The organism is Variovorax sp. 05T418, from assembly GCF_056396385.1.
Map to the genome: position 1 here is coordinate 518,399 of NZ_JBFTLJ010000004.1, position 24,844 is coordinate 543,242.

Annotated in this window: 26 protein-coding genes; 13 read left to right on the forward strand and 13 right to left on the reverse strand. The window is 68.7% G+C overall.

The features are described 5' to 3' along the window. Nucleotides 1-72: 72 nt before the first annotated feature. The 5 genes from purM to AC1DMS_RS11030 all read left to right on the forward strand — a co-directional run bounded on the left by purM (nt 73) and on the right by AC1DMS_RS11030 (nt 4,498). The gene (gene purM / locus AC1DMS_RS11010) at nt 73-1,113 is read left to right on the forward strand and encodes a phosphoribosylformylglycinamidine cyclo-ligase (protein ID WP_436042944.1); all 1,041 of its coding nucleotides are present in this window, start codon (nt 73-75) and stop codon (nt 1,111-1,113) included. 42 nt (nt 1,114-1,155) lie between these two features. Then, the gene (locus AC1DMS_RS11015) at nt 1,156-2,220 is read left to right on the forward strand and encodes an AI-2E family transporter (RefSeq protein WP_012746608.1); all 1,065 of its coding nucleotides are present in this window, start codon (nt 1,156-1,158) and stop codon (nt 2,218-2,220) included. Nucleotides 2,221-2,328: 108 nt separating this feature from the next. Next, nucleotides 2,329-2,913 (forward strand): cysteine hydrolase family protein, encoded by a 585-nt coding sequence (locus tag AC1DMS_RS11020; protein WP_478180998.1) that lies wholly within the window; start codon nt 2,329-2,331, stop codon nt 2,911-2,913. Beyond that, nucleotides 2,910-3,539, forward strand: coding sequence for a DJ-1/PfpI family protein (locus AC1DMS_RS11025; RefSeq protein ID WP_478180999.1), 630 nt, complete (start codon nt 2,910-2,912; stop codon nt 3,537-3,539). Before AC1DMS_RS11020 ends, AC1DMS_RS11025 begins: the two co-directional genes overlap by 4 nt. Further along, complete coding sequence (locus AC1DMS_RS11030) at nt 3,500-4,498, forward strand: GlxA family transcriptional regulator (RefSeq protein ID WP_478181000.1); 999 nt, start codon at nt 3,500-3,502, stop codon at nt 4,496-4,498. Before AC1DMS_RS11025 ends, AC1DMS_RS11030 begins: the two co-directional genes overlap by 40 nt. 26 nt (nt 4,499-4,524) lie before the next feature. Here the strand turns inward: AC1DMS_RS11030 and AC1DMS_RS11035 are convergent, their stop codons facing one another. The 6 genes from AC1DMS_RS11035 to murJ form a co-directional block, all read right to left on the reverse strand. Then, the gene (locus AC1DMS_RS11035; protein ID WP_478181001.1) at nt 4,525-5,838 is read right to left on the reverse strand and encodes an RNA polymerase sigma factor; all 1,314 of its coding nucleotides are present in this window, start codon (nt 5,836-5,838) and stop codon (nt 4,525-4,527) included. 3 nt (nt 5,839-5,841) lie between these two features. After that, nucleotides 5,842-6,261, reverse strand: a complete 420-nt coding sequence (locus AC1DMS_RS11040) for a YciI family protein (RefSeq protein ID WP_278875733.1) — start codon at nt 6,259-6,261, stop codon at nt 5,842-5,844. A gap of 29 nt (nt 6,262-6,290) precedes the next feature. Beyond that, a complete protein-coding gene (locus tag AC1DMS_RS11045; protein WP_012746602.1) occupies nt 6,291-6,719 on the reverse strand; it encodes a YciI family protein in 429 nt (142 codons plus the stop codon). 129 nt (nt 6,720-6,848) lie between these two features. Beyond that, a complete protein-coding gene (locus AC1DMS_RS11050) occupies nt 6,849-7,277 on the reverse strand; it encodes a bleomycin resistance protein (protein WP_012746601.1) in 429 nt (142 codons plus the stop codon). Next, complete coding sequence (locus AC1DMS_RS11055; protein ID WP_012746600.1) at nt 7,277-8,128, reverse strand: SirB1 family protein; 852 nt, start codon at nt 8,126-8,128, stop codon at nt 7,277-7,279. Before AC1DMS_RS11055 ends, AC1DMS_RS11050 begins: the two co-directional genes overlap by 1 nt. A 100-nt stretch (nt 8,129-8,228) precedes the next feature. Next, the gene (gene murJ / locus AC1DMS_RS11060) at nt 8,229-9,782 is read right to left on the reverse strand and encodes a murein biosynthesis integral membrane protein MurJ (protein ID WP_478181002.1); all 1,554 of its coding nucleotides are present in this window, start codon (nt 9,780-9,782) and stop codon (nt 8,229-8,231) included. A 105-nt stretch (nt 9,783-9,887) separates the two neighbouring features. Here murJ and rpsT point away from each other — a divergent pair, with 105 nt between their 5' ends. Next, entirely contained in the window at nt 9,888-10,202 is a 315-nt protein-coding gene (gene rpsT, locus AC1DMS_RS11065; protein ID WP_007831346.1) for a 30S ribosomal protein S20, read from the forward strand. A gap of 138 nt (nt 10,203-10,340) precedes the next feature. Here rpsT and AC1DMS_RS11070 read toward each other — a convergent pair whose 3' ends face one another. Further along, entirely contained in the window at nt 10,341-10,670 is a 330-nt protein-coding gene (locus AC1DMS_RS11070) for a DUF3579 domain-containing protein (RefSeq protein WP_018903283.1), read from the reverse strand. Nucleotides 10,671-10,829: 159 nt separating this feature from the next. Here AC1DMS_RS11070 and AC1DMS_RS11075 point away from each other — a divergent pair, with 159 nt between their 5' ends. The 7 genes from AC1DMS_RS11075 to AC1DMS_RS11105 all read left to right on the forward strand — a co-directional run bounded on the left by AC1DMS_RS11075 (nt 10,830) and on the right by AC1DMS_RS11105 (nt 17,502). Next, nucleotides 10,830-12,038, forward strand: a complete 1,209-nt coding sequence (locus AC1DMS_RS11075) for an aspartate aminotransferase family protein (RefSeq protein WP_062362707.1) — start codon at nt 10,830-10,832, stop codon at nt 12,036-12,038. Continuing rightward, complete coding sequence (gene argF, locus AC1DMS_RS11080; protein ID WP_012746596.1) at nt 12,035-12,970, forward strand: ornithine carbamoyltransferase; 936 nt, start codon at nt 12,035-12,037, stop codon at nt 12,968-12,970. The genes AC1DMS_RS11075 and argF overlap by 4 nt, the downstream gene beginning before the upstream one ends. Nucleotides 12,971-12,994: 24 nt before the next feature. Continuing rightward, nucleotides 12,995-13,303 carry a YkgJ family cysteine cluster protein gene (locus AC1DMS_RS11085; RefSeq protein ID WP_278881147.1) on the forward strand — a complete coding sequence of 103 codons (309 nt, stop codon included), beginning with the start codon at nt 12,995-12,997 and terminating at the stop codon, nt 13,301-13,303. A 78-nt stretch (nt 13,304-13,381) separates the two neighbouring features. Next, entirely contained in the window at nt 13,382-14,035 is a 654-nt protein-coding gene (kynB, locus tag AC1DMS_RS11090; RefSeq protein ID WP_062362710.1) for an arylformamidase, read from the forward strand. Between the two features lie 11 nt (nt 14,036-14,046). Then, nucleotides 14,047-15,333: a kynureninase gene (kynU, locus tag AC1DMS_RS11095; RefSeq protein ID WP_062362713.1), complete on the forward strand. Its 1,287-nt coding sequence runs from the start codon at nt 14,047-14,049 to the stop codon at nt 15,331-15,333. After that, complete coding sequence (kynA, locus tag AC1DMS_RS11100) at nt 15,330-16,178, forward strand: tryptophan 2,3-dioxygenase (RefSeq protein WP_436287372.1); 849 nt, start codon at nt 15,330-15,332, stop codon at nt 16,176-16,178. Before kynU ends, kynA begins: the two co-directional genes overlap by 4 nt. Before the next feature lie 73 nt (nt 16,179-16,251). After that, a complete protein-coding gene (locus AC1DMS_RS11105) occupies nt 16,252-17,502 on the forward strand; it encodes a carbohydrate kinase family protein (RefSeq protein WP_062362720.1) in 1,251 nt (416 codons plus the stop codon). A 21-nt stretch (nt 17,503-17,523) separates the two neighbouring features. Here AC1DMS_RS11105 and AC1DMS_RS11110 read toward each other — a convergent pair whose 3' ends face one another. The 6 genes from AC1DMS_RS11110 to acnA form a co-directional block, all read right to left on the reverse strand. Next, complete coding sequence (locus AC1DMS_RS11110) at nt 17,524-18,708, reverse strand: FAD-dependent monooxygenase (protein WP_062362723.1); 1,185 nt, start codon at nt 18,706-18,708, stop codon at nt 17,524-17,526. A gap of 5 nt (nt 18,709-18,713) precedes the next feature. Beyond that, the gene (locus AC1DMS_RS11115) at nt 18,714-19,004 is read right to left on the reverse strand and encodes a DUF6587 family protein (protein WP_018903275.1); all 291 of its coding nucleotides are present in this window, start codon (nt 19,002-19,004) and stop codon (nt 18,714-18,716) included. 63 nt (nt 19,005-19,067) lie between these two features. Next, nucleotides 19,068-20,963 carry a ferrous iron transporter B gene (gene feoB / locus AC1DMS_RS11120; RefSeq protein ID WP_062362726.1) on the reverse strand — a complete coding sequence of 632 codons (1,896 nt, stop codon included), beginning with the start codon at nt 20,961-20,963 and terminating at the stop codon, nt 19,068-19,070. Continuing rightward, on the reverse strand, nt 20,956-21,264 hold the full coding sequence (locus AC1DMS_RS11125) for a FeoA family protein (protein ID WP_026283843.1): 309 nt from the start codon (nt 21,262-21,264) through the stop codon (nt 20,956-20,958). The genes feoB and AC1DMS_RS11125 overlap by 8 nt, the downstream gene beginning before the upstream one ends. 145 nt (nt 21,265-21,409) lie before the next feature. Beyond that, on the reverse strand, nt 21,410-21,862 hold the full coding sequence (locus tag AC1DMS_RS11130; protein ID WP_478181003.1) for a metallophosphoesterase family protein: 453 nt from the start codon (nt 21,860-21,862) through the stop codon (nt 21,410-21,412). Next, entirely contained in the window at nt 21,859-24,726 is a 2,868-nt protein-coding gene (gene acnA / locus AC1DMS_RS11135; RefSeq protein WP_436299751.1) for an aconitate hydratase, read from the reverse strand. The genes AC1DMS_RS11130 and acnA overlap by 4 nt, the downstream gene beginning before the upstream one ends. Nucleotides 24,727-24,844: the final 118 nt, after the last annotated feature.

Here is a 24,844-nt window from a genome sequence, read left to right on the forward strand (position 1 = left end):
GGAATTCTATCGGCCCGGCCGCTTCGGTCGCCGGCGCCTCCACCTTCCCGCCCTTCTCGACACCGTCCGACCATGACTTCCCCTACGCCCACCCCGCTCAGCTACAAGGATGCAGGTGTCGATATCGATGCCGGCGACGCACTGGTCGACCGCATCAAGCCGCTCGCCAAGAAGACCCTGCGCGAAGGCGTGCTGGCCGGCATCGGCGGCTTCGGCGCGCTGTTCGAGGTGCCCAAGCGCTACAAGGAGCCGGTGCTGGTGAGCGGCACCGACGGCGTGGGCACCAAGCTCAAGCTGGCCTTCGAATGGAACATGCACGACACGGTCGGCATCGACCTGGTGGCCATGAGCGTCAACGACGTGCTGGTGCAGGGCGCCGAACCGCTCTTCTTCCTTGACTATTTCGCCTGCGGCAAGCTCGAGGTGGACACGGCCGCGGCCGTGATCGGCGGCATCGCCCGCGGCTGCGAGATTTCCGGCTGCGCGCTGATCGGCGGCGAAACCGCCGAGATGCCCGGCATGTACCCGGCCGGCGAGTACGACCTGGCGGGCTTTGCGGTCGGCGCGGTCGAAAAGTCGAAGATCCTCACGGGCCAGAACGTGAAGCCCGGCGACGTGGTGCTGGGCCTGGCCTCGGCCGGCGTGCATTCCAACGGCTTCAGCCTGGTGCGCAAGGTGATCGAACGCGCCGGGGCCGACCTGCCCGCCACGCTCGACGGCAAGCCGTTCCGCGAAGCCGTGATGGAACCGACCCACCTCTACGTGAAGCCGGTGCTCGAGGCGCTGGCCAAGCACCCGATCAAGGCACTGGCCCACATCACGGGCGGCGGCCTGCTCGAGAACATTCCGCGCGTGCTGCCCGAAGGCACGGCCGCCCACCTCAGGAAGGGCAGCTGGCCGCAGACCGAGCTCTTCGCCTGGCTGCAGAAGGTGGCCGGCATCGACGACATCGAGATGAACCGCACCTTCAACAACGGCATCGGCATGGTGGTGGTGATCGACGCGGCCGAAGCCGCCGCCTGCGCCGCCACGCTGCGCACGGCCGGCGAATCGGTGTTCGAGATCGGCACCATCGCCGAGCGCGGCGCGGGCGCCGCCGTCGTGGTTGGCTGATTTCCTCGTTCCGAGGCTCGCCAGCGCAGCACCCGGACCCTGATGGCCAAACCCTCCCTCGCCACTTTCGAAACCAAGCCCCAGCCCGCCTCGCGCAACGTGGTGCTGGCCAGCTACCTGCTGATGCCGGCCGCGCTGCTGCTGGTGATGTGGCAGCACCTGCTGCCTGGCCTGCTGTGCGTGTGCATCGGCTTCCTGGCCACCCGCTGGTTCACGCGGCTGATCGTCGGCGGCCTGGCGCGCCTGAAGCTGCCGTTCGAACGCGCCGACGTGCCGGCCCGGGTGCTGGCCGTCACGCTGGTGCTGCTGGCGCCCATCGCGCTGATCTCCCTGGGCCTGTCGCAGGCGCGCGAGTACATCCTCGACGCGCCCGACCAGTACCGCGAGCTGCTCGACTACACGGCGCGCACGGTGCTCGAACTGCGGCTCAAGCTGCCACCCGAAATTGCGGTCTACCTGCCCGAAGGCGCGGCCGAGGTGCAGCGCGTGGTGGCCAACTACCTGCGCGCCCAGGCCGGTTCGCTGGCGCTGGCCGGACGGGCATGGCTCGGCGGCCTGCTGTTTGCCTACGTGGGACTCATCGTGGGCGGATTGGCCGCCATCGCGCCATCGCCGCTGCAGCGCCGGCCGCTCGCCGCGCAGCTGCACCGGCGCATCGCGATCTTCGGCGAGGCTTTCGGCCAGATCGTGGCCGCGCAGTTCTGGATCGCGGCCTTCAACACGCTGCTGACCGCCATCTTCCTGCTGTTCCTGATGCCGCTCTGGGGCCCTCACCTGCCCTACACGCCGGCCCTGATCACGCTGACCTTCGTGGCGGGCCTGGTGCCCATCGTCGGCAACCTGGTCTGCAATTCGGTGATCACGCTGGTGGCGCTGTCGGTGTCGCCCGTGACGGCGCTGGCCTGCCTGGCGTTCCTGATCATCATCCACAAGGCCGAATACGTGATCAACGCCAAGGTGGTCGGCAGCCGCACGCAGATGCGGGTGTGGGAGCTGCTGGCGGTGATGTTCGTGGCCGAGGCGGTGTTCGGCCCGGCCGGGCTGGTGGCGGCACCGCTTTTCTACGCCTACCTCAAGAAAGAGCTGCAGGCGGCCGGCCTTGTTTAGCCCTGATGTCCTGATTTGATCGGTTCTGGTCCGCTTCGGCGCGGACCATGCACTGGCGGCGCAGAAGAATAGGCGGCATCATCCACTTCGCCTTTTCGAGCCCACGCCATGAAATCCTGTCTGATTGTGATCGACGCGCAGGAATCGTTTCGCCACCGCGCGTACTGGTCCGAACGCGTCGCGCAGCCCTATTTCGCTGCCCAGAACGCGCTGATCGAGGGCTGCCTGGCCGCCGGCCTTCCGATCGTGCGCGTCTTCCACGTCGACGGTCCCGCCGTTGCAAGCCATCCTTTCGCGGTCGAGTCGGGCTTCGTGCGGCCGATCGAAGGCCTGGCGGCTTTCGAGGCGGCGGCCACCTTCACCAAGCACCGCCACAGCGCGCTGGTCAACAGCGGGCTCGACATCTGGCTCACGCAGCAGGGCATCGGCCGGCTGATCGTGAGCGGCATCCGCACCGAGCAATGCTGCGAAACCACCGCGCGCCACGCCTCGGACCTGGGCTGGGAGGTCGACTACGTGACCGAGGCCACGCTGACCTTCGACATGCCGCAGCCCGACGGCCAATCGCTTGCCGCGGCCGACATCAAGGCGCGCACGGCGGCCGTGCTGGACGGCCGGTTCGCCACCGTCTGCAGCGTGGCGCAGGCGCTCGAGCGCGCCAGCGCCCATCTCACGGAAAGCTTGGCCGCATGAGCCTTCGCGTACTGATCCTCGCCTACGACGGCGTCGAAGCCCTCGACTTCGCGGGGCCGTTCGAAGTGTTCACCACCGCGAGCCGCGTGAGCCAGCGCATGAATCCCGGCGCGCCGGCGCCTTTCGAGGTTGCCTCGGTGGCGCTGGGCGCCAACGAGCCGGTGCAGGCGCGCGCCGGCCTGCGCCTGCTGGCCGACCACGACCTGGCCGCGAATCCAATGGCCGACCTGCTGGTGGTGCCCGGCGGCGTGGTCGATGCCCCGATGGCAAGCCCCGCCACGCTGCGCTGGATCGCCGATTGCGCGGCCGGCGCGCAGCTGGTCGCCTCGGTCTGCACCGGCGTCTTCCTGCTCGCCAAAAGCGGCGTGGCCGTGCGCGAAGCCGTCACCACCCATTGGGAAGACATCGCGGACTTGCGCGGGCAGTTCCCCTTGCTCGACGTGCGCGAAAACGAGCGCTGGGTCGACAGCGGCCGCATCGTCAGCTCCGCGGGCATCAGCGCGGGCATCGACATGAGCCTGTACCTGGTCGAACGCCTGGCCGGCCGCCCGCTGGCCGAGCGCACCGCGCGCCAGATGGACTACGCATGGATCTCCAGCAGCAGCAGCAAAAGCCCATCCGTGTAGTGTTCGTGCTGCTGCCGGGCAGCCTGGTGCTCGACTGGGCCGGCCCGGCCGAGGCGCTGCGCATCGCGAACCAGCGGCTGCGTGCGGCGGGCCAGCCCGAGCGCTTCGAGATCGAATTCGCCAGCCCGCGGCCCACGTCGATCGGGTCGGTCGGCGTGGCACTCGCCAACCTCTCGCCCTTGCCGGCGCAATGGCATGGCCCGGCCTGGGTGGTGCTGGTCGGGCTGCCCGGAGACACCATCCCGATCGACAACGCCGAGACGCAGGAGCTGCTGCACTGGCTGCGCGGCCAGCGCTTCGAACGCAACCGGCTCGAACTGGTCACGGTCTGCGCCGGCGCACTGCTGGCCGCGCACGCCGGCGCGCTTTCGGGCCGCCGTGCGACCACGCACCACCATCACCTGGACGAATTGCGCACGGCGGAGCCGCGCTGCGAGGTGGTCGCCAACCGCGTGTTCGTGATCGATCCGCCGGTGTACAGCAGCGCGGGCGTCACCACCGGCATCGACCTGGTGCTGCACCGCATTGCCGACCTGTGCGGCGAAGCGCTGGCCGCCCAGGTGGCGCAGACGATGGTGGTGGCGCAGCGGCGCGGCCCGCACGATCCGGAGCTGTCGCCCTTCCTGGCCTACCGCAACCACCTGCATGCCGCGCTGCATCGCGTGCAGGACGCCGTCAGCGAGCAGCCGCAGGCCGACTGGAGCGTGCCGCGGATGGCCGAAGTGGCCCATACCTCGGCGCGGCACCTGACGCGGCTGTTCGTCGAGCACGCGGGCGTGGCGCCGCTGGCCTACCTGCGCCGGCTGCGGCTGGCGGCCGCGCAGCTGGCGCTGGCCTCGGGCGCGAGCGTGACGCGGGCGGCGGAAATCTCGGGCTTCGGCTCTGACACGCAGCTGCGGCGCGCCTGGCACCAGTTCGGATTGCCTGGCTCGCCCTCGGCTTCGGCATCGAAGGCGTAGCAGCTCTGCCGGCTCCGCAAGGAATTTCAGCCCTGCACCGCCGCGCAGGCCCGCGCACGCGCCAGCAGCAGGGTCCGCTCGCGCGTGTTGCGCGTGAGCGAGGCGGCGCGGTCGAATTCTTTTTGCGCCTCGGCGCGGCGGCCGAGCTTCAAGAGCAGGTCGCCGCGCACCGCCGGCAGCAGGTGGTAGGCCTGCAAGGCCGGCTCGCCCACGAGCGCATCCACCACCTCGAGCCCTGCGGCCGGCCCGAAAGCCATCGACAGCGCCACCGCGCGGTTCAATTCGACGATGGGCGACGGCGACAGCTCGGCCAGCGCGTCGTAGAGCGCGGCGATGCGCGGCCAATCGGTTTCTTCGGCCGTGCGCGCACGGCCATGGCAGGCGGCAATGGCCGCCTGCAGCGCATACGGGCCGAAGGCACCGCCGAGCGCCTCGGCACGCGCCAGTGCCGCCAGGCCGCGGCGGATCAGCATGTGGTCCCAGCGTGCGCGGTTCTGCTCGAGCAGCAGCACCGGCTCGCCCGAGGCGCCCACGCGCGCGGCCGTGCGCGAGGCCTGGATTTCCATCAGCGCCACCAGGCCATGCACTTCCGAGGCATCGGGCATGAGCTCGGCCACGATGCGGCCCAGGCGCATGGCTTCCTCGCACAGCGCGGGACGCATCCAGTCGTCGCCGGCGGTGGCCGAATAGCCTTCGTTGAAGATCAGGTAGAGCACCTCGAGCACCGAGGCGAGCCGCGCCTGGAGCTCATGTCGGCGCGGCACCTCGAAGGGCACGCGCGCTTCGAGCAGCGTGCGCTTGGCGCGCACGATGCGCTGCGCCACGGTGGCTTCGGGCACGAGAAAGGCGCGCGCAATTTCGTCGGTGCCGAGGCCGCCCATCAGGCGCAGCGTGAGCGCCACGCGCGCCTCGGTCGAAAGCACCGGGTGGCAGGCGGTGAAGACCAGCCGCAGCAGGTCGTCGCCGATGTCGTCGTCGATGGCCGCATCGACGGCTTCGGCGAAATCGGCCTGGGCGATCTCGTGCTGCGCATCGAGCTCGCGGCCGATCTCGGGCGCCCTGTGCTCGGCCAGCTGCCGATGCCGCAGCCGGTCGAGCGCGCGGCGCTTGGCCACGGCCGTGAGCCAGGCGGCGGGGTTGTCGGGCAGGCCTTTTTCGGGCCATTGCTCGAGGGCCGACACCAGCGCGTCCTGCGCCAGTTCCTCGGCCAGGCCCACGTCGCGCACCATGCGCGCGACGGTGGCGATGATCTTCGCGGATTCGATGCGCCACACCGCCTCGATGCTGCGGTGGACGGCGGCCTCGCCACCTCCGCCGCCGCGGCCCTCGGAAGCACCCATGGCTCAGGTCTTCTTGACCGCCTGCATCGACGCGAATTCGGAGGTCAGCGCCTGCACGTCGGGCGGGAAGTCGGCAATTTCCTGGATCTGGCGGACCTCGATGACCTCGTTCTCGCTGCCGGGGCAGCGCTTGGCCCATTCGATGGCGTCGGCGCGCGAGGGCACGTCGATGATCCAGTAGCCGCCGAGCACTTCCTTGGCTTCGGCAAAGGGGCCGTCGACCACCTTGGGCTTGCGGCCCGGAAAGCTCACGCGCGCGCCCATCGAGGGCGGATGCAGGCCGTCGCAGCTGATCAGCACGCCGGCCTTCTGCATCGACTCGTTGTAGGCCATCATGGCCGCCACCGCATCGACGTCGTCGGGAATGGTGCCGGGCGCGGCGCTCTCGTAGCCGTGGGGAATCATCAGCAGCATGAATCGCATGGCGGTCTCCTTCGGTGCGGTGTTGCCGTTCAGCGGCCGGCCTTGGCCCGGGCCTCGGATTCGGCGCGCAGGCGCTCTTCCTGCGCCAGCAGCTCGGGCGTCATCGAGTCGGCGAAATCGGAGGCTTCGAACACCTGGCGGATCTCGATCTCGCCCTCCTGGAACGGGCTGCGCTTGATCCACTCGATGGCTTCCTCCTTCGACTTGACCTGCAGCAGCCAGAAGCCCGCGAGCAGCTCCTTCGTTTCGGCGAAAGGACCGTCGATCACGGTGCGCTTGAGGCCTTCGCAGCGCACGCGCGCGCCCCTGGATGACGGGTGCAGCCCTTCGCCCGCGAGCAGCACGCCGGCCTTGACCAGCTCCTCGTTGAACTTGCCCATGGCGGTGAGCACTTCGGTGCTCGGCATCACGCCGGCTTCGGAATCCTTGTTGGCCTTGACCAGAACCATGAATCGCATGTCGTTTCTCCTGAAGGTTGATGAAATCGGGAGGCACTGGAACCGCGCGCTCCTGTTCACACGTCGCACGAGCACAAGCCCGATCGACACGCCTGCCTCGATCTATTTGTAATTTTATGTATCGGAGCTTCAGGGCAGGTAGCCGCAGAAGCGCAGCACATGCCCGTCGGGCTCGCGGATGGCGAATTCGCGCAGGCCCCAGGGCTGCGAGACGGGAGGCTCGATCACCGTGACGCCGCGCTTCGCATAGGCGGCATGCAGGCCGTCGATGTCCTTGCCCACGTGGATCACGATCTCGCCGCGCCAGGGCGGCACCCCGCGGGTGTTGCACTGCCACAGCCGCAGGTAGACCGGGTCGCCGTAGCTGCGGTCGCCCTTCTTGACCCGTGCATAGCTCGGCGGCTCGCCGGCGATGAAGTCGATCTCGAAGCCCAGCACGTCGCGGAACCAGCGCGCGGCGCGCGCGGCGTCGGACACCGGCAGCACGGGCTGCACGCCGTGGAATTCATGCAAGGTGCCGAGATCGGGGGCGTCGGCCACGCCGGTGCCGGCGGCCATCAGTCGGATTCGCGCCGCAGCGCCGCCACGCGCTCTGCAATGACGTCGACGTCGAGCGCGTCTTCCGCATGCGCGAGGTAGGTTTCCAGATCGCGCACGGCGGCTGCGGTGTTGCCCTGCTCGGCATGCGCGATGCCGCGGTCGCGGTACTCGCCCCAGGCATTGGGCAGCAGCGCGATCAGGCGGTCCTGCACGGCGATGGCGCGCTGCCAGTCTTCCTGCGCGCGGTGCACTTCCTTCAGGTTGCGCAGCATGCGCCCGATGATCTCGCGCGAGCTGGCGGGCTGCAGGTACAGGCCCAGCGGCACGTCGAAATCGCCGACCAGCCCGTTGCTGCGCTTGTAGGGCTCGAGCCGCTCGCCGAGTTCTTCGCGCGAGAGCGACTTGCCGGTGAAGGGGTCGATCACCACCTGCCCCTTCGGCAGCGTGACCTTGAGCATGAAGTGGCCCGGAAAGCCGATGCCGCGCGCCTGCAGGCCCAGCCCCTGTGCGAGTTCCATCCACAGCACCGCGAGCGAAATGGGAATGCCGCGGCGCGTGCGCAGCACGGCGTTCAGGTAGCTGTTGTCGGGGTCGTAGTAGTCGTTGACGTTGCCGCCGAAGTTCAGGTCGTTGAAGAAGAACTGGTTGAGCGCGCGCAGCCGCGCGAGCGGTGCGGCATCGGCCGGCAGCCGGCGCTTCAGGCGCGCGAGCAGCTGGTCGACGTCGCCCAGCACCTGCTGCACGTCGAGGTCGGGGTATTCGTCCTGCGCGAGGCTGGCGGCAGCCTCCAGCAGCGGAAAGTGCTCGTCGCTCTGCACCAGCGATTCGAAATACGCCAGGGCCGTGGGAACCTGAAAGCTGAACGTCATGTGTCTTTGTAGAGGAGCATTCGGGGAGCGTCAAGGCGGTGTTTTCAGCTTGCGCAAGCCGAAAAACCGCCTGTTGCGTAAAGCCGCGCCAGGCGCCCTCTTACCGGCGCATGAAACTGCGAAGCCGCACGCCCAGCGCCGTGAGCACCGCAAAATACAGCAGCGCCGCGCCGGCGATCAGCGCGGCCAGCAGGCCGATGCGCAGCAAGCGCTGCTCGCGCAGGCCGATCCAGTCGAAGTGGCGCGAACCCCAGGCGAGCAGGGCCGCCAGCACCAGCATGCCCGCCAGCACCTGCAGCGCGAACTTGCCCCAGCCGGGTTCGGGCTTGTAGCTGCCGCGGCGGATCAGGCCGGCCAGCAGCCAGATCGCATTGACCAGCGCGCCGATGGCAATGGTCAGCGTGAGTGCCGCATGCTGCAGCACCGGCACCAGGAAGACATTGAGGACCTGGGTCAGCACCAGCACGCCCACGGCGATCAGCATGGGCGTGCGCGTGTCCTGCCTGGCGTAGTAGCCGGGCGCGAGCACCTTGATGGCCACCAGGCCGATCAGCCCGACGCCGTAGCCCATCAGCGCCACGGTGGTGCGCTGCACGTCCTCGCCCTGGTAGGCGCCGTTGTGGAACAGCACGGCCACCAGCGGCTTCGCAAAGAGCAGCAGCGCGACGGCGCACGGCGCCGACAGCAGCACCACCAGCCGCAGGCCCAGGTCGAGCAGCGACGAGTAGCGCGCGTCGTCCTTGGCCGCGCGGGCGCCGGCCAGCTGCGGCATCAGCACCACGCCCAGCGCCACGCCGAGCATCGCGGTCGGGAATTCCATCAGGCGGTCGGCATTGCCGATCCAGGTCACGCTGCCGACCGCAAGGTGCGAGGCGATCTGCGTATTGATGAGCAGCGAGATCTGCGCCACGCTCACGCCCAGCAGGGCGGGCAGCATCAGCTTCAGCACCTGGCGCGTGGCAGGATCGCGCCAGGCGTCGCCCAGCGCCTTGAAACCCGTGCCGATGCGCGGCATGAGGCCCAGCGCGCGCAGCGCCGGAATCTGGATGGCCAGCTGCAGCACGCCGCCGACCAGCACGCCCACGCACTGGGCATAGATCGGCTCGATGCCGTAGCGGCGGAACAGCGGCGCCCCGACCACGATCGCCAGGATCAGCGCAATGTTGAGCAGCACCGGCGAGGCGGCCGGCACGGCGAACTTGCGCCAGGTGTTCAGGATGCCGCCCGCCAGCGCCACGAGCGACATGAAGCCGATGTAGGGAAACATCCAGCGCGTCATGACCACGGCCGCGTCGAAGCCCGCCAGCCCGCTGGCCATGGCCCACACCAGCAGCGGCGCGCCAGCCACGCCGGCCACGCAAACCACCACCAGCGCCCAGGTCAGCAGCGTGGCGACGTGGTCGATCAGCGCCTTGGCGCCCTCCTGGCCGGCTTCGGTCTTGCGCGCCGCGAGCACCGGCACGAAGGCCTGGCTGAAGGCGCCTTCGCCGAAAACCCGCCGGAACAGGTTGGGAATGCGAAAGGCGACGTTGAATGCGTCGGTCAGTGCGCTGACGCCGAACACCGAGGCAAAAAGCACGTCGCGCACGAGGCCCGTGATCCGCGAAGCGAGCGTCAGCAGGGATACGGTGGAAGCGGATTTGAACAGGGACACGGGGCGAGTGTAGGGCCCGCCAAGCCCCGATTCGGCGAAAAAGGCAACCCGGCCTATAATGGAGGGCTTTGCTGCATCATCCTCAGACACCTAAGGAACCAAACCATGGCATCCGCCAAGCCCAAGAAAAAGAACCCGCGCCTCGCCTCCGGCCGTAAGCGCGTCCGCCAGGACACCAAGCTCAACGCTGCGAACACCTCGCTGCGCTCCAAATACCGCACCGCCGTGAAGAATGTCGAAAAGGCCGTCCTGGCCGGCGACAAGACCAAGGCAAGCGAACTCTTCGCGAAGGCCCAGAGCATCGTCGACACCGTCGCCGACAAGGGCATCTTCCACAAGAACAAGGCTGCTCGCGACAAGAGCCGCCTGTCGGCGAAGGTCAAGGCCCTCGCCCTCGCGCCTGAAAAGGCCGCCGCCTGACACCTGTCAGGCAAGCCCGGACCGGAATCCTCCGGTCCGCCGTTTGATCGGGGTGCGCTGCAGCAAAGTGTAAAAAACCGCCTTCGGGCGGTTTTTTCATGTCCGATCGCTTCCTTCCTGCCGGAGGAAGCCGCCCGCTCAGGCCTTGGGCGGCGCGTCCGGCACGTCGGGCACCAGGCAGGCCTCGGCCACCTGCAGGTCGTTGTCGCGCGCGAAGTTCACGCAGAAGTCCCAGGCCATGGGCTCGGCATCGCGCAGTGCGCGGTTCACCACCACGCACTTGACCCCGTTGATGGTGGTCGGAATGCACCAGGGCGAATAGCTCAGGTGGCTGCCCGGATAGGCGCCGCCGGGGCGGAAGGAGCACATCACGCCGGCCAGCCGCTCGGCCCAGTCGCTGGGGCGGAAAGTCCGGCCATCGTGGGTGATGCCCTGGATGAAGATTTCTTTGGCAGTGGGGGAAATCATCGTTGAATGAGGCGCCCGCAGCAGGTGCTGCGGTGCAACAAGCGATTCTATCCGGGCGCCTTTCGCCTCCCGGGAAGCGGGCATTGCTGTAATGCGGAATCCTCAACGAAGCCGTCAAAGCGCACGCCTAGAATCCGCGGTTCCTATCTGGAGAACCGAATGAGCGCTACCGCCCAGCCCACCTCGCCCCACGTCATGAACACCTACGGTCGCCTGCCGATCGCGCTGTCGCACGGCCAGGGCTGCCGAGTCTGGGACACCGCGGGCAAGGCCTACCTCGACGGCCTCGGCGGCATTGCCGTGAATACGCTGGGCCACAACCACCCCGAGCTGGTGCCCGCGCTGCAGGACCAGATCAGCAAGCTGATCCACAGCTCCAACTACTACCACGTGCCCGGCCAGGAACAGCTGGCCGCCAAGCTGACCGAGCTGTCGGGCCTGACCAACGCCTTCTTCTGCTGCACCGGCCTGGAAGCCAACGAGGCGGCCCTGAAGCTCGCGCGCAAGTTCGGCCACGACAAGGGCATCGAGCGGCCCGAGATCGTGGTGTACGAAGCCGCTTTCCACGGCCGCAGCATCGCCACGCTGTCGGCCACCGGCAACCCGAAGGTGCAGGCCGGCTTCGGCCCGCTGGTCGAGGGCTTCATCCGCGTGCCGCTGAACGACATCGAGGCCCTGAAGAAAGCCACCGAAGGCAACCCCAACGTGGTCGCCGTGTTCTTCGAGACCATCCAGGGCGAAGGCGGCATCAACCCGATGCGCTGGGAGTACCTCAAGCAGGTGCGCGCCCTGTGCGACCAGCGCGACTGGCTCATGATGATCGACGAAGTGCAATGCGGCATGGGCCGCACCGGCAAGTGGTTCGCGCACCAGTGGGCCGGCATCAAGCCCGACGTGATGCCGCTGGCCAAGGGCCTGGGCTCGGGCGTGCCGATCGGCGCCGTGGTGGCCGGCCCCAAGGCCGCCCACATCTTCGGCCCCGGCAACCATGGCACCACCTTCGGCGGCAATCCGCTTGCGATGCGCGCCGGCATCGAGACCATCCGCATCATGGAAGAGCACAAGCTGCTCGAGAACGCCGCCACCGTGGGCGAGCACCTGAAGGCCGCGCTCGAACGCGAGATCGGCGGCCTGGCCGGCGTGAGGGAAATCCGCGGCCAGGGCCTGATGCTGGGCATCGAGCTCGACCGGCCCTGCGGCGTCATCCTGAACCGCGCCTGCGACGCCGGCCTGCTGCTGAGCGTGACGGCCGACAAGGTGATCCGCCTGGTGCCGCCGCTCATCCTGAGCATTGCCGAGGCCGACGAGATCGTCGCGATCCTCGCGCCCATCGTCAAAACATTCCTGTCGGAGCCCGCAGCGCAATGACGACCGCCACCACGCCCAACGCCATCCGCCACTACCTGCAGTTCTCGGACTTCACGGCCGACGAATACGCCTATCTTTTCGATCGCATGGCGATCATCAAGAAGAAGTTCAAGACCTACGAAAAGCACCAGCCCCTGACCGACCGCACGCTGGCCATGATCTTCGAGAAGGCCAGCACGCGCACCCGCGTGAGCTTCGAGGCGGGCATGTACCAGCTCGGCGGCAGCGTGGTGCACCTGACCACCGGCGACAGCCAGCTCGGCCGCGCCGAGCCCATCGAGGACAGCGCCAAGGTCATCAGCCGCATGGTCGACCTGGTGATGATCCGCACCTACGAGCAGACCAAGATCGACACCTTCGCCGCGCACTCGCGCGTACCTGTCATCAACGGCCTGACCAACGAATTCCACCCCTGCCAGATCCTCGCGGACATCTTCACCTACATCGAGCACCGCGGCTCCATCCAGGGCAAGACGGTGGCCTGGGTCGGCGACGGCAACAACATGGCCAACACCTGGCTGCAGGCCAGCGAGATCCTCGGCTTCAAGGTGCACGTGAGCACGCCCAGCGGCTACGAGGTCGACCAGTCGGTGGCGGGCCTGCGCTCGGCCGACAGCTACCAGGTCTTCAAGGACCCGATGGAAGCCTGCCGCGGCGCCGACCTGGTGACCACCGACGTCTGGACCAGCATGGGCTACGAGTCCGAGAACGAGGCGCGCCGCAAGGCCTTTGCCGACTGGTGCGTCGACGAGGACATGATGCGCATCGCCCAGCCCGACTCGCTCTTCATGCACTGCCTGCCGGCTCACCGCGGCGAGGAGGTGCAGGCCGAGGTCATCGACGGTCCGCAGTCGGTGGTGTGGGACGAGGCCGAGAACCGGCTCCATGCGCAGAAGGCGCTGATGGAGTTTCTGCTGCTGGGGCGGCTCTGAGCTCCTGACCGAAGGCGCAGCCGCGTGTCCCATTGCCAGCAATGTGGCGCCTGCTGCGCCAGCTACCGCGTCGACTTCAGCATCCATGAACTCGACGACAACGGCGGCAAGGTGCCCTCCGGCCTTGCGGTCGATGTGAACGGCGCCCTCTGCCGCATGCGCGGCACCGACCACACGCCGCCGCGCTGCGCCGCGCTCACCGGCAAGATCGGCCAGGCCGTGGCCTGCGGCATCTACGAATGGCGCCCCAACCCCTGCCATGAGCTGCAGGCCGGCAGCGGCGCCTGCGAGCGGGCCCGCGCGCGCCATGGGCTGCCGGGGCTGCCTTCCTGAGCCGGTCGATCATCTCGTCACGCCGTGTGTTGGAAATAACCGACACCACGACCCCCCGCCCGGCGCTAACTTTGCGCCATGCGTTCCCTGCAACCCCAACTCCGCCTCTGGGACATCTCGCCCCCCGTGCATGAAGGCGCGCCGGTGTTCCCCGGCGACACGCCCTACCAGCAGCGCTGGGCCGCGACCATTTCGCCCGACTGCCCGGTCAACGTCAGCGAGATCAAGCTTTCACCGCATGTCGGCGCGCATGCCGACGCGCCGCTGCACTACGACGCCGAAGGCCGGGCCATCGGCCTCGTCGACCTTGCGCCCTTCCTCGGCCCGTGCCGGGTGATCCACGCCATTGCCAAGGGGCCGCTGATCGAGTGGGAGCACATCGCGCATGCCGTCACGAGCCAGATGCCGCAGCGCGTGCTCGTGCGCACCTATGCCGCGATGCCCGTCGAGCATTGGGACCCGCAGCTCGCGGCCTATGCGCCCGCCACCGTCGAGCGGCTCGCGGCCATGGGCGTGAAGCTCATCGGCATCGACACCGCGAGCATCGACCCGGCCGACAGCAAGACGCTGGAAAGCCACCAACGCATCCGCCGCCTCGACCTGCGCGTGCTCGAGAACCTCGTGCTCGACGACGTGCCTGAAGGCGACTACGAACTCATCGCGCTGCCGCTCAAGCTGGTCAGCGCCGATGCCTCCCCGGTTCGCGCCGTGCTGCGCGAATTTCCCCGCTGAAAACCTCCACCATGACAACCCTCGAAGACTGCCGCGCGCTCGACGCGCAAGACCCGCTGCGCGCCCTGCGCGACCAATTCATCATTCCCGAGGGCGTGCTCTACCTCGACGGCAACTCGCTCGGCGTGCTGCCAAAGGCCGCGCCCGCACGCATCGCCGAGGTGGTGGCCAAGGAATGGGGCGAAGGCCTGATCCGCTCGTGGAACACCGCGAGCTGGTTCGACCTGCCACAGCGCCTGGGCGACAAGGTGGCACGGCTGATCGGCGCCGCGCCCGGCGAAGTGGTGTGCACCGACAGCACCTCGGTCAATCTCTACAAGGTGCTGTTCGCGGCGCTCTCGCAGCAGAAGGACAGGGGGCGCAAGCTGGTGGTCAGCGAGCGCAGCAACTTCCCGACCGACCTCTACATTGCCGAGTCGCTGTGCCGCGAGCGCGGCTTCACGCTCAAGCTGATCGAGGCGGGCGAGCTGCAAGGCCCGGATTCGGTGCTGACCGATGAAGTGGCCGTGCTGATGCTCACGCACGTGAACTACCGCACCGGCGCCATGCACGACATGAAGGCCGTCACCGCCGCCGCGCATGCCGCCGGCGCGCTCACGGTGTGGGACCTGGCGCACAGCGCGGGCGCCGTGCCCGTGGCGCTCAATGAAAGCAATGCCGACTACGCGATCGGCTGCGGCTACAAGTACCTGAACGGCGGCCCCGGCGCGCCGGCCTTCGCCTGGGTGCACACGCGGCACGCGGGCAAGTTCGAGCAGCCGCTGTCGGGCTGGTGGGGCCATGCCGCGCCCTTCGAGTTCACGCCGCACTATCGCCCCGCGCCGGGCGTGGGCCGCTATCTCTGCGGCACGCAGCCGGTCATCGCGCTGGCGGGGCTGGAGTGCGGCCTGGACACCGTGCTCGCGGCCGAATCCTTCAACGGCGCGAATGGCGCCATGGCCGCGCTGCGCGCCAAGTCGCTCGCGCTCACCGATCTCTTCATCCAGCTGGTCGAAGAACGCTGCGCCGGACAAGGCCTCTCGCTCGTCACGCCGCGCGAGCATGCGCGCCGCGGCTCGCAGGTGTGCCTGAGCCGCGACGAAGGCGCCTACGCCATCGTGCAGGCGCTGATCGCGCGCGGCGTGATCGGCGACTACCGCGCCGGCGATTCGCAGATGCCCGACATCCTCCGCTTCGGCTTCACGCCGCTGTACCTCGGCTTCGAGGACGTGTGGAACTCGGTCGAGCACCTGGTGCAGGTGCTCGAGACGGGCGAGTGGCGGCGCGCCGAATTCAACCGCAAGAACGCAGTGACATGAGCACCGACCAGAACCCCGAGAAGATCGTCCACGAGGAAATGGCGCAGCTGGATTTCAGCGCGTCGATGAGCTATGGCGACTACCTGCACCTGGACGAGATCCTCAACGCGCAGCATCCGCTGTCGCCCGCGCACGACGAGATGCTGTTCATCGTGCAGCACCAGACCAGCGAGCTCTGGATGAAGCTGATGCTGCACGAACTGCGCGCCGCCACCAGCTGCATCGCCGAAGAGAAGCTGGCCGACGCCTTCAAGATGCTCGCGCGGGTGAGCCGCATCATGGAGCAGCTGGTGAGCGCATGGACGGTGCTCTCGACCATGACGCCGCCCGAGTACACGGCGATGCGGCCCTACCTTGCCAACTCCAGCGGCTTCCAGAGCGCGCAGTACCGCTGCATCGAGTTTGCGCTCGGCAACAAGAACGCCGCCATGCTCAAGCCGCATGCGCACCGGCCCGATCTGCTCGCGCAGGTGGATGCGGCCTATCGCTCGCCATCGCTCTACGACGAGTCGCTGAAGCTGCTCGCACGGCACGGCCTGCCGGTGCCCGCCGATCACCTGGAGCGCGACTGGACCCAGCCTTATGCAGCCAGCGACGGCGTGGAAGCGGCCTGGCTCACGGTGTACCGCAACCCGCACGACCATTGGGACCTGTACCAGCTCGGCGAAAAGCTCACCGACCTCGAAGACGCCTTCCGCCTCTGGCGCTTTCGCCACGTGACCACAGTGGAGCGCGTGATCGGCTTCAAGCGCGGCACGGGCGGAACCGGCGGCGTGAGCTACCTGCGCAAGATGCTCGACGTGGTGCTGTTCCCCGAAATCTGGAAGCTGCGCACCGATCTGTGAGCTATCGCTTGCCCCGCTTGCCCCATCCGCCCGAAGCGCTACATTCGTTGGCAACAACAACGGAGGCACTGCCATGAACGATGTCCAGTTCTCGCTCGAAGAGCTTGCGACCTTGCGCGAGCATGGCGTGGTCCTGTTCGCAGACCGCGTGATCTTCGAGGCCCAGCCGCCCATGCCGGCGCAGCGGATCGCCGCCATCGAGGCGCTGTGCGCCGGCCCGCTTCCCGAGGCGCTGGCTGCGCTGTGGCGGCAGACGGCGGGCGGCCGGCTCGACTACGACCTGTCGCTGCCGATGAGCGGCAATGTGGAATCCATCAGCTGGTCGGAACTGTTCTGGGACGGCAGCGACGGCTACCGCGACCTGCAGGGCTGGATCGAACATGAGCAAGAGCTGGCCGAAGAAGCCGCCAAGGAAGAAGGCCGCGCCTGGAGCGGCAAGCTCACGCACCTGCCCTTCGGCGGCTTCGAATACCTCGACCGCGTCTATGCGGTGGTCGAGCCCGGCCCCGAGCACGGCCGCATCGTCGCATGGAAGCACGGGCTGCCGCCCGCCTGGACGCATGCGCTGCACGAAGACAGCGTGAGCGCCATCGCGCCCGACCTGCGCGGCGCCTTCGCGGCCCTGCACCTGGACGAGGATCCGCTGGCGCCCACGGGCGACTATTTCTCGGGCCAGGACCTGTTGCAGTACCTCGACGACCGGCACCAGGACCATGGGCTGGACCTCGACCTGATGGACAAGCTGGTGGCCTTCTATTGCCGCGCCGTGGTCGACTGGCGCACGCCGCTGGCGGACGGCACGCTGCGCCGGCTGCCGGCCATTGCGCGTGCCGCGCTGCACCACGCCATCGGCACCGACGACGCGGATCTGGTGGCCCAACTCGCGGCCGCCGGCGTGAGCTTCGACGGCCCGCAGCAGGGCAGCGCGCTGGCCACCGACGTGGCCATTGGCCAGGGCGCCTTCGCCGCGGCCATGGCGCTGGTGCGCGCGGGCGCGCCGGTGGCGCGCGATGCGCTGGGCCATGTCGACGGCCAGATCTCGCCCGAGCTCACGGGCGCGCTGCTTGCCAACGGGGCGGAGCCCAGCGTGGCGGCCATCGTCAAATGCGCGGCCTGTGGTGCGCCCGCCAGCGCGCACCTGGTCGCCGATGCATGTGCAGAGGCCGGCATCGACGTGCCGCCCGCCTTCGTGGTCGAACGCGATGCGACGCTGGCCGAACTCGAAGCCACGCTGCTCGAGGTCCGGGAAGGCACGCATGGCCACTACCTGGGTGCCGAGGGCCTGGCCGAACGCATCGAGCACCTGCAGACCTTCAGGCTCTGAGGGTGCGCGGCGCGGCTGCACTCAGCCGCCGTACAGCCAGGGCTGGTCCAGCAGCCGTGCGCCCAGCGCGCGCATTGCCAGGTCGCGGCCGATGCGCACCGCACCGGCTGCATGGAAGATCTGGCCGTTGCGCCGGGCCTTGGCCTGCACGAGCGCGTTGCGCTGCCAGCGCGCCTCGGCATAGCGCGCGAAGGCGGCCGGCACGTCGGCCGCACTGCCTTGGCCCAGCGCCTCGGCCAGCGCCACCGAATCCTCGATGGCCATGCCGGCGCCCTGCGCCAGGTAGGGGACCATCGGATGCGCGGCATCGCCCACCAGCGCCACGCGCTCGTGGGCCATCTCGGCCGCAGAGGCCAGCGGCGGCCGGTCGCTGAGCGTCCAGGCGCGCCAGCCGGGCATGGCTTCGAGCAAGGCCTGCAAGGCGCGCCCACTCCGGCCCGTGGCCTTTTGCAGTGCGGCGAGGCTGCTGGCCTGGTCCCAGTCGCGCGCATCGCCGGCCGGCGCCGACTCCGCGATCACCACCACGTTGAGCCAGGCGCCACCGCGCACCGGGTACGCCACCGCATGCAGCTGCGGGCCAAGCCACACGTCGATCCGGCCGCGGCGCAGGACCTGCGGCAGCGCGGCCTGCTCGGCCATCGCGCGCCAGGCCGTGTGGCCGGTGGCGCGCGGCGGCTCGGCTGCGGACGGCACGTCGAGGCGTTGCCGCGCCAAGCTCCAGAGCCCGTCGGCGCCAATCAGCGCCTCGCCTTCCCAGGCCCGCGCGCCGCTGCTCGAGATGCACACGAGATCGTCGCTGGTCTCGACCTGCGCAATGCGCGCGTCGGTCACCAGGGTGCCCCTGCCGCGGGCGCGCACCGCTTCGAGCAGCAGCGCATGCAGATCGGCGCGGTGCACGCAGAGATAAGGAGCGCCGTAGCGCTCGCGCATCGCATCGCCCAGCGGCAGGCGGGCCAGTTCGGCGCCGCTGCCCGCGCTCTGCACCACGAGGGCATCGGGCCGCGCGGCGATGGCCTCCAGGCCTTGGGCCAGGCCCAGCAGCGCGAGGCGCCGCGTGACGTTGGGCCCCATCTGGATGCCGGCGCCGATCTCGGCGAACGCGGGCGCCTGCTCGAAGACATCGGCGCGGTGGCCGCCGCGGGACAGTGCCAGCGCAGCAGAAAGCCCCCCGATGCCGCCCCCGACGACGAGGATGTGCGTGGGCATCGGCCTCAGCGGCTGTGCGTGGACAGCGGGCCCTGGCCGGCTTTGTCGGATTCGGGTGGGTTGGCGGGCGTCTTGGGTCCGCAGCTGCCGCAGCTGTCGCAGGAGCCGCAGCCCGAGCTCTTGGCAAGCGAGGCCGCCAGCTGATCGGCGCGCTGCTGGTCGACCAGTCCGGCGCGGTGCGTGCCGGCCGCGAGCTTGTGCGCGGCACTGCGCCGCCAGCCCGCGGGCATCCAGCGCCAGACCGCATAGAACGCGGCGGCCGCGACGATCAATCCGACGATCAATTGCTGTGTCATGTCCGTTTACTCCAACGCGCGTTCGAGACTAACCCAGAAACATCGCTCAAGCCTTGCGGCAGGTCATCCCGCGCCCAGCGCCAGCGCCACGTGGTAGGTGATGAAGCACGCCAGGTAGGCCAGTGCGAACAGGTAGCCGGCCATGATCCAGACGTACTTCCATGATCCGGTTTCGCGCTTGACCGCCGCGAGCGTGGAAATGCACTGCGGCGCAAACACATACCAGACCAGCAGCGACAGCGCCGTTGCGAGCGACCAGCTGCCTGCGATCAGCGGCTCGAGCTGGCCGGCCACGTCGTCGCCGCTGGCCGAGAGCGCATACACCGTGCCGAGCGCGCCCACCGCCACTTCGCGCGCCGCCATGCCCGGCACCAGCGCGATGGAGATCTGCCAGTTGAAGCCGATGGGCGCAAAGATGTGCTCCAGGCCGCGGCCGATCATGCCCGCCAGGCTGTACTGGATGGCCGGGCCCGTGGCGCCTTCGGGCGGCGACGGAAAGGTCGACAGGAACCACAGCAGGATCGTGAGCGTGAGAATGATCGTGCCCACGCGCTGGATGAAGATCCACGCCCGCTCGTAGAGCCCGAGCGCCAGGTTGCGCAGGTTGGGCCAGCGGTAGGCCGGCAGCTCCATCATCAGCGGCGAGTGCTGCTTGCTGTCGCGGAAGCGCTTCATCACCCAGGCCACCGCCATGGCCGACACGATGCCGAAGACATACAGCGCGAACAGCACCACGCCCTGCAGGTTGAAGACGCCGCCCACGGTGCGCGCCGGAATGAAGGCCGCGATCAGCAGCGCATAGACCGGCAGGCGCGCCGAACAGGTCATGAGCGGCGCGATCATGATGGTGGTGATGCGGTCGCGCCAGTTGCTGATGGTGCGCGTGGCCATCACGCCGGGAATGGCGCAGGCAAAGCTCGACAGCAGCGGAATGAAGGAGCGGCCCGACAGGCCCACGGTGCCCATCACGCGGTCCAGCAGGAAGGCCGCGCGCGGCAGGTAGCCCGAGTCTTCCAGCGCCAGGATGAAAAGGAACAGGATCAGGATCTGCGGCAGGAACACGATCACGCCGCCCACGCCGGCAATCACGCCGTCCACCAGCAGGCTCTGCAGCATGCCTTCGGGCATGTGGGCCTTCAGCAGGTTGCCCAGGCCTTCGGTGCCGGCCTTGATGGCGTCCATGGGCACGTTGGCCCAGCTGAACACGGCCTGGAACATCAGGAACATCGTGACCGCGAGCACCAGCAGGCCCCACACCGGGTGCATCACCACGCGGTCGATGCGGTCGCTGGCGGCCAGGCTGCCGACCGGCTCATGCACGGCCAGGCCGAGGATGCGGCGCACTTCGCGCTGCGTGGCCAGCACGTCGTCCAGCCCCGGCGGCTGCCAGGGCAGCGGCGCCGCGGCGGCCACCGGCGCATCGAGGGCTTCGAGCAGGCCCTGCGCGCCGCCCGACTGCACGCCCACGGTCTCGATGACCGGCACGCCCAGTTCGCGCGACAGCACGGCCGTGTCGACCGCAATGCCCTGCTTCCTGGCCATGTCGGTCATGTTGAGCGCCACCACCATCGGCAGACCCAGGCGCTTGGCCTCGAGCACGAGCCGCAGGTTGAGCCGCAGGTTGGTGGCGTCGGTCACGCACACCAGCAGGTCGGGCAGGGGCTCGCTGCTCTTGCCGGTAACCACGTCGCGCGTCACGGCCTCGTCCACGCTGAGCGCGTTGAGGCTGTAGGCGCCCGGCAGGTCGAGCACGAACACGCGCCGGCCCGACGCGGTGCGCAGCGACCCTTCCTTGCGCTCGACCGTCACGCCGGCATAGTTGGCCACCTTCTGGCGGCTGCCGGTGAGCAGGTTGAACAGCGCCGTCTTGCCGCAGTTCGGATTGCCCAACAGCGCGATGCGCGCGGGCTGCGCCGTGGCCGCAAGGCGCCCCGGTCCCTGGATGACGGCCTCAACCATGGCTTGCGCCCTCCGCCAGGCCCGGCGCCACGTGGATCAATGCGGCCTCATGGCGCCGCAATGCGAAGGTGGTGTGGCCCAGCCGCACCGCCAGCGGCTCGCGCCCCGGCAGGCCGCGGGCGACGATGCGCACGGCCTCGCCCGGCACGAAGCCGATCTCGGTCAGGCGCAGCACGAGCTCGCGGTCGTCCGCGCCCTCGGGCCGCGCCACGTCGAGCACGGTGGCCCACTGGTTGTCGGGAAGCTGGTCGAGCCGCAGGCCGGAAGATGCCGGCGCGGCCCCGAAATGGTTGGTTTGCACGGTAAGAAAGTGCGCCGGATTCCAGGCGCGCCAATGGAGCAAAAGCTAGATGCTATCAATTCTCAATCGCAGAAACCTGACCAAGGCCCTTTGACCTCGCGGGCCGGGTTCTTTTTTTGGGGTTTGCGGCCGCCCCGGGGCGCATTCAGCCCAGTTCGAGGATGCGCGCCGACACGGCATCGCCATCGACAATGAGCTCGGCCACCGCAATTGGCAATTTGAATCGACGCGGCCCGGCGCTGCCCGGATTGACGTAGAGCACGCCGGCGCGCTCCTCGATCTTCGGCTTGTGGGAGTGGCCGGAGACCACCACGCGGACGCCGGCGGGGGCGGCGGCGAGCTGCGACAGGTCGCGCACCGCATGCACGATCACGCCGCCCACCTGCAGCAAGGCCGTTTCCGGAATGCGGCCGGCCCACGGCTCGCGGTCGTTGTTGCCCCGCACCACGGTCAGCGGCGCGATGGCGGCAAGCGCCTCGAGGATGCCCGCATCGCCGATGTCCCCGCCATGCACGATGAAGTCGCTGCCCTGCAGCGCCGCCACGGCCTCCGGGCGCAGCAGGCCGTGGGTGTCGGAGATGAGGCCGACGCGGGTCAAGCCGCGAGCAGCTGCCTGAGCACGAAGGGCAGGATGCCGCCGTGCTTGTAGTAGTCGACCTCGATCGGCGTGTCGATGCGCAGGCGCACCGTCACCTCCTGGTGGCTGCCGTCGGCGCGGTGCACCACGAGCTTCACGTCCATCTGCGGCTTGAGCTCGCCGCCGATCACCACGTCGATCTGCTCGTCACCCGTGAGGCCCAGCGTCTGCCATGAATCGGCGCCGCGGAACTGCAGCGGCAGCACGCCCATGCCGACGAGGTTGGCGCGGTGGATGCGCTCGAAGCTGCGCGCCACCACGGCCTTGATGCCCAAGAGCTGCGTGCCCTTGGCGGCCCAGTCGCGCGAGGAGCCGGTGCCGTATTCCTCGCCGCCGAAGACCACCGTCGGCACGCCCTGCTCCATGTACTTCATGGCGGCGTCATAGATGAACATCTTCTGGTTGCCCGGCTGGAACAGCGTGACGCCGCCCTCTTCCTGCGTGCCGTTGACGTCCGGCGGAATCATCAGGTTCTTGATGCGCACGTTGGCGAAGGTGCCGCGCATCATCACGTCGTGGTTGCCGCGCCGCGAGCCGTAGCTGTTGAAGTCGGCCTTGGCCACGCCGTGCGCCTTGAGCCAGATGCCCGCGGGCGAGCTCTCCTTGATCGAGCCGGCCGGCGAGATATGGTCGGTGGTGATCGAGTCGCCGAACAGCGCCATGATCCGCGCGCCCTTGAAGCCCGCGTCCGAGGCGTGCGGCTCCATCTTGAAGCCCTCGAAGAACGGCGGCTCGGCGATGTAGGTGGAAGAAGGCCAGTCGTACACCTGCCCCGCCGTGCCCTTGATGCTGCTCCAGAACTTGCCGGGGTCGGTCTTGACCTTGTCGTAGTTCTCGCGGAACGACTTGGCGTTCATCGCGTAGCGCAGGTTCTGGTCGATTTCCTTCGGGCTCGGCCAGATGTCGCCCAGGTACACGTCCTTGCCGTTCTTGCCCTTGCCCACGGGCTCGGTCATCAGGTCGACCATCACGTTGCCCGCGATCGCGAAGGCCACCACCAGCGGCGGAGAGGCCAGGAAGTTGGCCTTCAGGTTCGGATGGATGCGCGCCTCGAAATTGCGGTTGCCCGAGAGCACGGCCGCGCCGACCAGGTCGTTCTTGACGATGGCGTCGTTGATCTCGGGCGTGAGGTCGCCCGCGTTGCCGATGCAGGTGGTGCAGCCGTAGCCCGCCAGGTAGAAGCCCAGCTTCTCGAGGTACGGCAGGAGGCCCGCCTTCTCGAGGTATTCGGTGACGATGCGCGAACCGGGCGCAAGCGAGGTCTTGACGTGCGGCTTGACCGTGAGGCCCGCCTCCACCGCCTTCTTGGCCAAGAGGCCGGCCGCGAGCATCACGCTCGGGTTGGAGGTGTTGGTGCACGAGGTGATGGCCGCGATCAGCACGTCGCCGTTGCCGATGCTCACGCCGCCCTTGGGCGCCGGAGGCGCCGTGGCGCTCACATGGGCCGCTGCCTTGGTCGAGCGGTTGTCCACCATCTCGACCATGTCGCGCGGCGCGCCCGGCGGCGGCGGCGCGGCCTCCTCGTCGCCGCCCTGGCCGTTCACGGCGAGCGGATAGCGCAGCTTGAGCCGCTCGGCCGGCTGGTTGAAGCCGTTGGCGTCGTTGGGCTTGCTGAAGAGCTCGGCGAACTTGGTCGACAGGTGGCCCAGGTCGATGCGGTCCTGCGGCCGCTTCGGACCCGCCAGGCTCGGCGACACGGTGCCCAGGTCGAGCTTGACGATCTTGGTGTAGTCGATGTCGCCGGGCGCCGGCATGCCGAACAGGCCCTGCGCCTTGTAGTAGGCCTCGAAGCGCTCGACCTCCTCCCTGGTGCGGCCGGTGCCCTCGAAGTAGGCCACGGTCATTTCGTCGACCGGGAAGAAGCCCATGGTGGCGCCGTACTCGGGCGCCATGTTGCCGATGGTGGCGCGGTCGGGCACCGCGATGGACGCGGCGCCGGGGCCGAAGAATTCGACGAACTTGCCCACCACTTTTTCGGCCCGCAGGATGGCGGTGACGTACAACACCAGGTCGGTGGCCGTGACGCCTTCGCGCAGCTTGCCGGTGAGCTCGAAGCCCACCACGTCGGGCGTCAGCATGTACACCGGCTGGCCCAGCATGGCGGCCTCGGCCTCGATGCCGCCCACGCCCCAGCCGACCACGCCCACGCCGTTGATCATGGTGGTGTGGCTGTCGGTGCCCACCAGCGAGTCGGGGTAGTACACCGGCACCTCGGCGTTGTCATTCGAGCTCTTGTAGACGCCGCGCGCAAAGTATTCGAGGTTGACCTGGTGCACGATGCCGAAGCCCGGCGGCACCACGCCGAAGGTGTCGAAGGCCTGCATGCCCCACTTCATGAACTGGTAGCGCTCGTTGTTGCGCTGGAACTCGAGCTTCATGTTGAGGTCGAGCGCCTTGGGCGTGCCGTAGTAGTCGACCATCACCGAGTGGTCGACCACCAGGTCGACCGGCACCAGCGGCTCGATGGTCTTGGGCGACTTGCCGAGCTTGGCGGCCACGCTGCGCATGGCGGCCAGGTCGGCCAGCAGCGGCACGCCGGTGAAGTCCTGCAGCACCACGCGGGTGACGACGAACGGGATCTCGTCGATGCGGTCCGCATTGGGCGCCCAGCGGGCCAGCTCCTCGACATGCTTGGCCGAGACCTTCTTGCCGTCGCAGTTGCGCAGCACCGACTCGAGCACGATGCGGATCGACACCGGCAGCCGCTCGACGCTGGGATATTGCCTGGCCAGCTCCTTCAGCGACCAGTACTTGCCGGACTTGCCCGATGCGGTCTTGAAGGTCTTGAGGGTGGACGCAAAGGGGTGCGCCGGTGCTTTGGCCATTGAGGAACTCCTGATTGTTCGTGGAAGCTCTTCAAGGATAGCGGGGAACGATGTCAGCTGCTGTAGTCTGTATTCCAACCCGGTCCTCTGGCCCGCGGCGTTCCTCATCGCGAAAAAT

What these genes read in the sequence shown, in the direction of transcription:
- AC1DMS_RS11015 (WP_012746608.1), top strand. Translation starts at nt 1,156, where the DNA reads ATGGCCAAACCCTCCCTCGCCACTTTCGAAACCAAGCCCCAGCCCGCC.
- rpsT (WP_007831346.1), top strand. Translation starts at nt 9,888, where the DNA reads ATGGCATCCGCCAAGCCCAAGAAAAAGAACCCGCGCCTCGCCTCCGGC.
- feoB (WP_062362726.1), bottom strand. Translation starts at nt 20,963, where the DNA reads ATGGTTGAGGCCGTCATCCAGGGACCGGGGCGCCTTGCGGCCACGGCG.
- AC1DMS_RS11115 (WP_018903275.1), bottom strand. Translation starts at nt 19,004, where the DNA reads ATGACACAGCAATTGATCGTCGGATTGATCGTCGCGGCCGCCGCGTTC.
- purM (WP_436042944.1), top strand. Translation starts at nt 73, where the DNA reads ATGACTTCCCCTACGCCCACCCCGCTCAGCTACAAGGATGCAGGTGTC.
- acnA (WP_436299751.1), bottom strand. Translation starts at nt 24,726, where the DNA reads ATGGCCAAAGCACCGGCGCACCCCTTTGCGTCCACCCTCAAGACCTTC.
- AC1DMS_RS11045 (WP_012746602.1), bottom strand. Translation starts at nt 6,719, where the DNA reads ATGCGATTCATGGTTCTGGTCAAGGCCAACAAGGATTCCGAAGCCGGC.
- kynA (WP_436287372.1), top strand. Translation starts at nt 15,330, where the DNA reads ATGAGCACCGACCAGAACCCCGAGAAGATCGTCCACGAGGAAATGGCG.
- AC1DMS_RS11040 (WP_278875733.1), bottom strand. Translation starts at nt 6,261, where the DNA reads ATGCGATTCATGCTGCTGATGATTCCCCACGGCTACGAGAGCGCCGCG.
- AC1DMS_RS11070 (WP_018903283.1), bottom strand. Translation starts at nt 10,670, where the DNA reads ATGATTTCCCCCACTGCCAAAGAAATCTTCATCCAGGGCATCACCCAC.
- AC1DMS_RS11055 (WP_012746600.1), bottom strand. Translation starts at nt 8,128, where the DNA reads ATGACGTTCAGCTTTCAGGTTCCCACGGCCCTGGCGTATTTCGAATCG.
- AC1DMS_RS11075 (WP_062362707.1), top strand. Translation starts at nt 10,830, where the DNA reads ATGAGCGCTACCGCCCAGCCCACCTCGCCCCACGTCATGAACACCTAC.
- argF (WP_012746596.1), top strand. Translation starts at nt 12,035, where the DNA reads ATGACGACCGCCACCACGCCCAACGCCATCCGCCACTACCTGCAGTTC.
- kynB (WP_062362710.1), top strand. Translation starts at nt 13,382, where the DNA reads ATGCGTTCCCTGCAACCCCAACTCCGCCTCTGGGACATCTCGCCCCCC.
- AC1DMS_RS11105 (WP_062362720.1), top strand. Translation starts at nt 16,252, where the DNA reads ATGAACGATGTCCAGTTCTCGCTCGAAGAGCTTGCGACCTTGCGCGAG.
- AC1DMS_RS11110 (WP_062362723.1), bottom strand. Translation starts at nt 18,708, where the DNA reads ATGCCCACGCACATCCTCGTCGTCGGGGGCGGCATCGGGGGGCTTTCT.
- kynU (WP_062362713.1), top strand. Translation starts at nt 14,047, where the DNA reads ATGACAACCCTCGAAGACTGCCGCGCGCTCGACGCGCAAGACCCGCTG.
- AC1DMS_RS11050 (WP_012746601.1), bottom strand. Translation starts at nt 7,277, where the DNA reads ATGGCCGCCGGCACCGGCGTGGCCGACGCCCCCGATCTCGGCACCTTG.
- AC1DMS_RS11025 (WP_478180999.1), top strand. Translation starts at nt 2,910, where the DNA reads ATGAGCCTTCGCGTACTGATCCTCGCCTACGACGGCGTCGAAGCCCTC.
- AC1DMS_RS11035 (WP_478181001.1), bottom strand. Translation starts at nt 5,838, where the DNA reads ATGGGTGCTTCCGAGGGCCGCGGCGGCGGAGGTGGCGAGGCCGCCGTC.
- AC1DMS_RS11030 (WP_478181000.1), top strand. Translation starts at nt 3,500, where the DNA reads ATGGATCTCCAGCAGCAGCAGCAAAAGCCCATCCGTGTAGTGTTCGTG.
- AC1DMS_RS11020 (WP_478180998.1), top strand. Translation starts at nt 2,329, where the DNA reads ATGAAATCCTGTCTGATTGTGATCGACGCGCAGGAATCGTTTCGCCAC.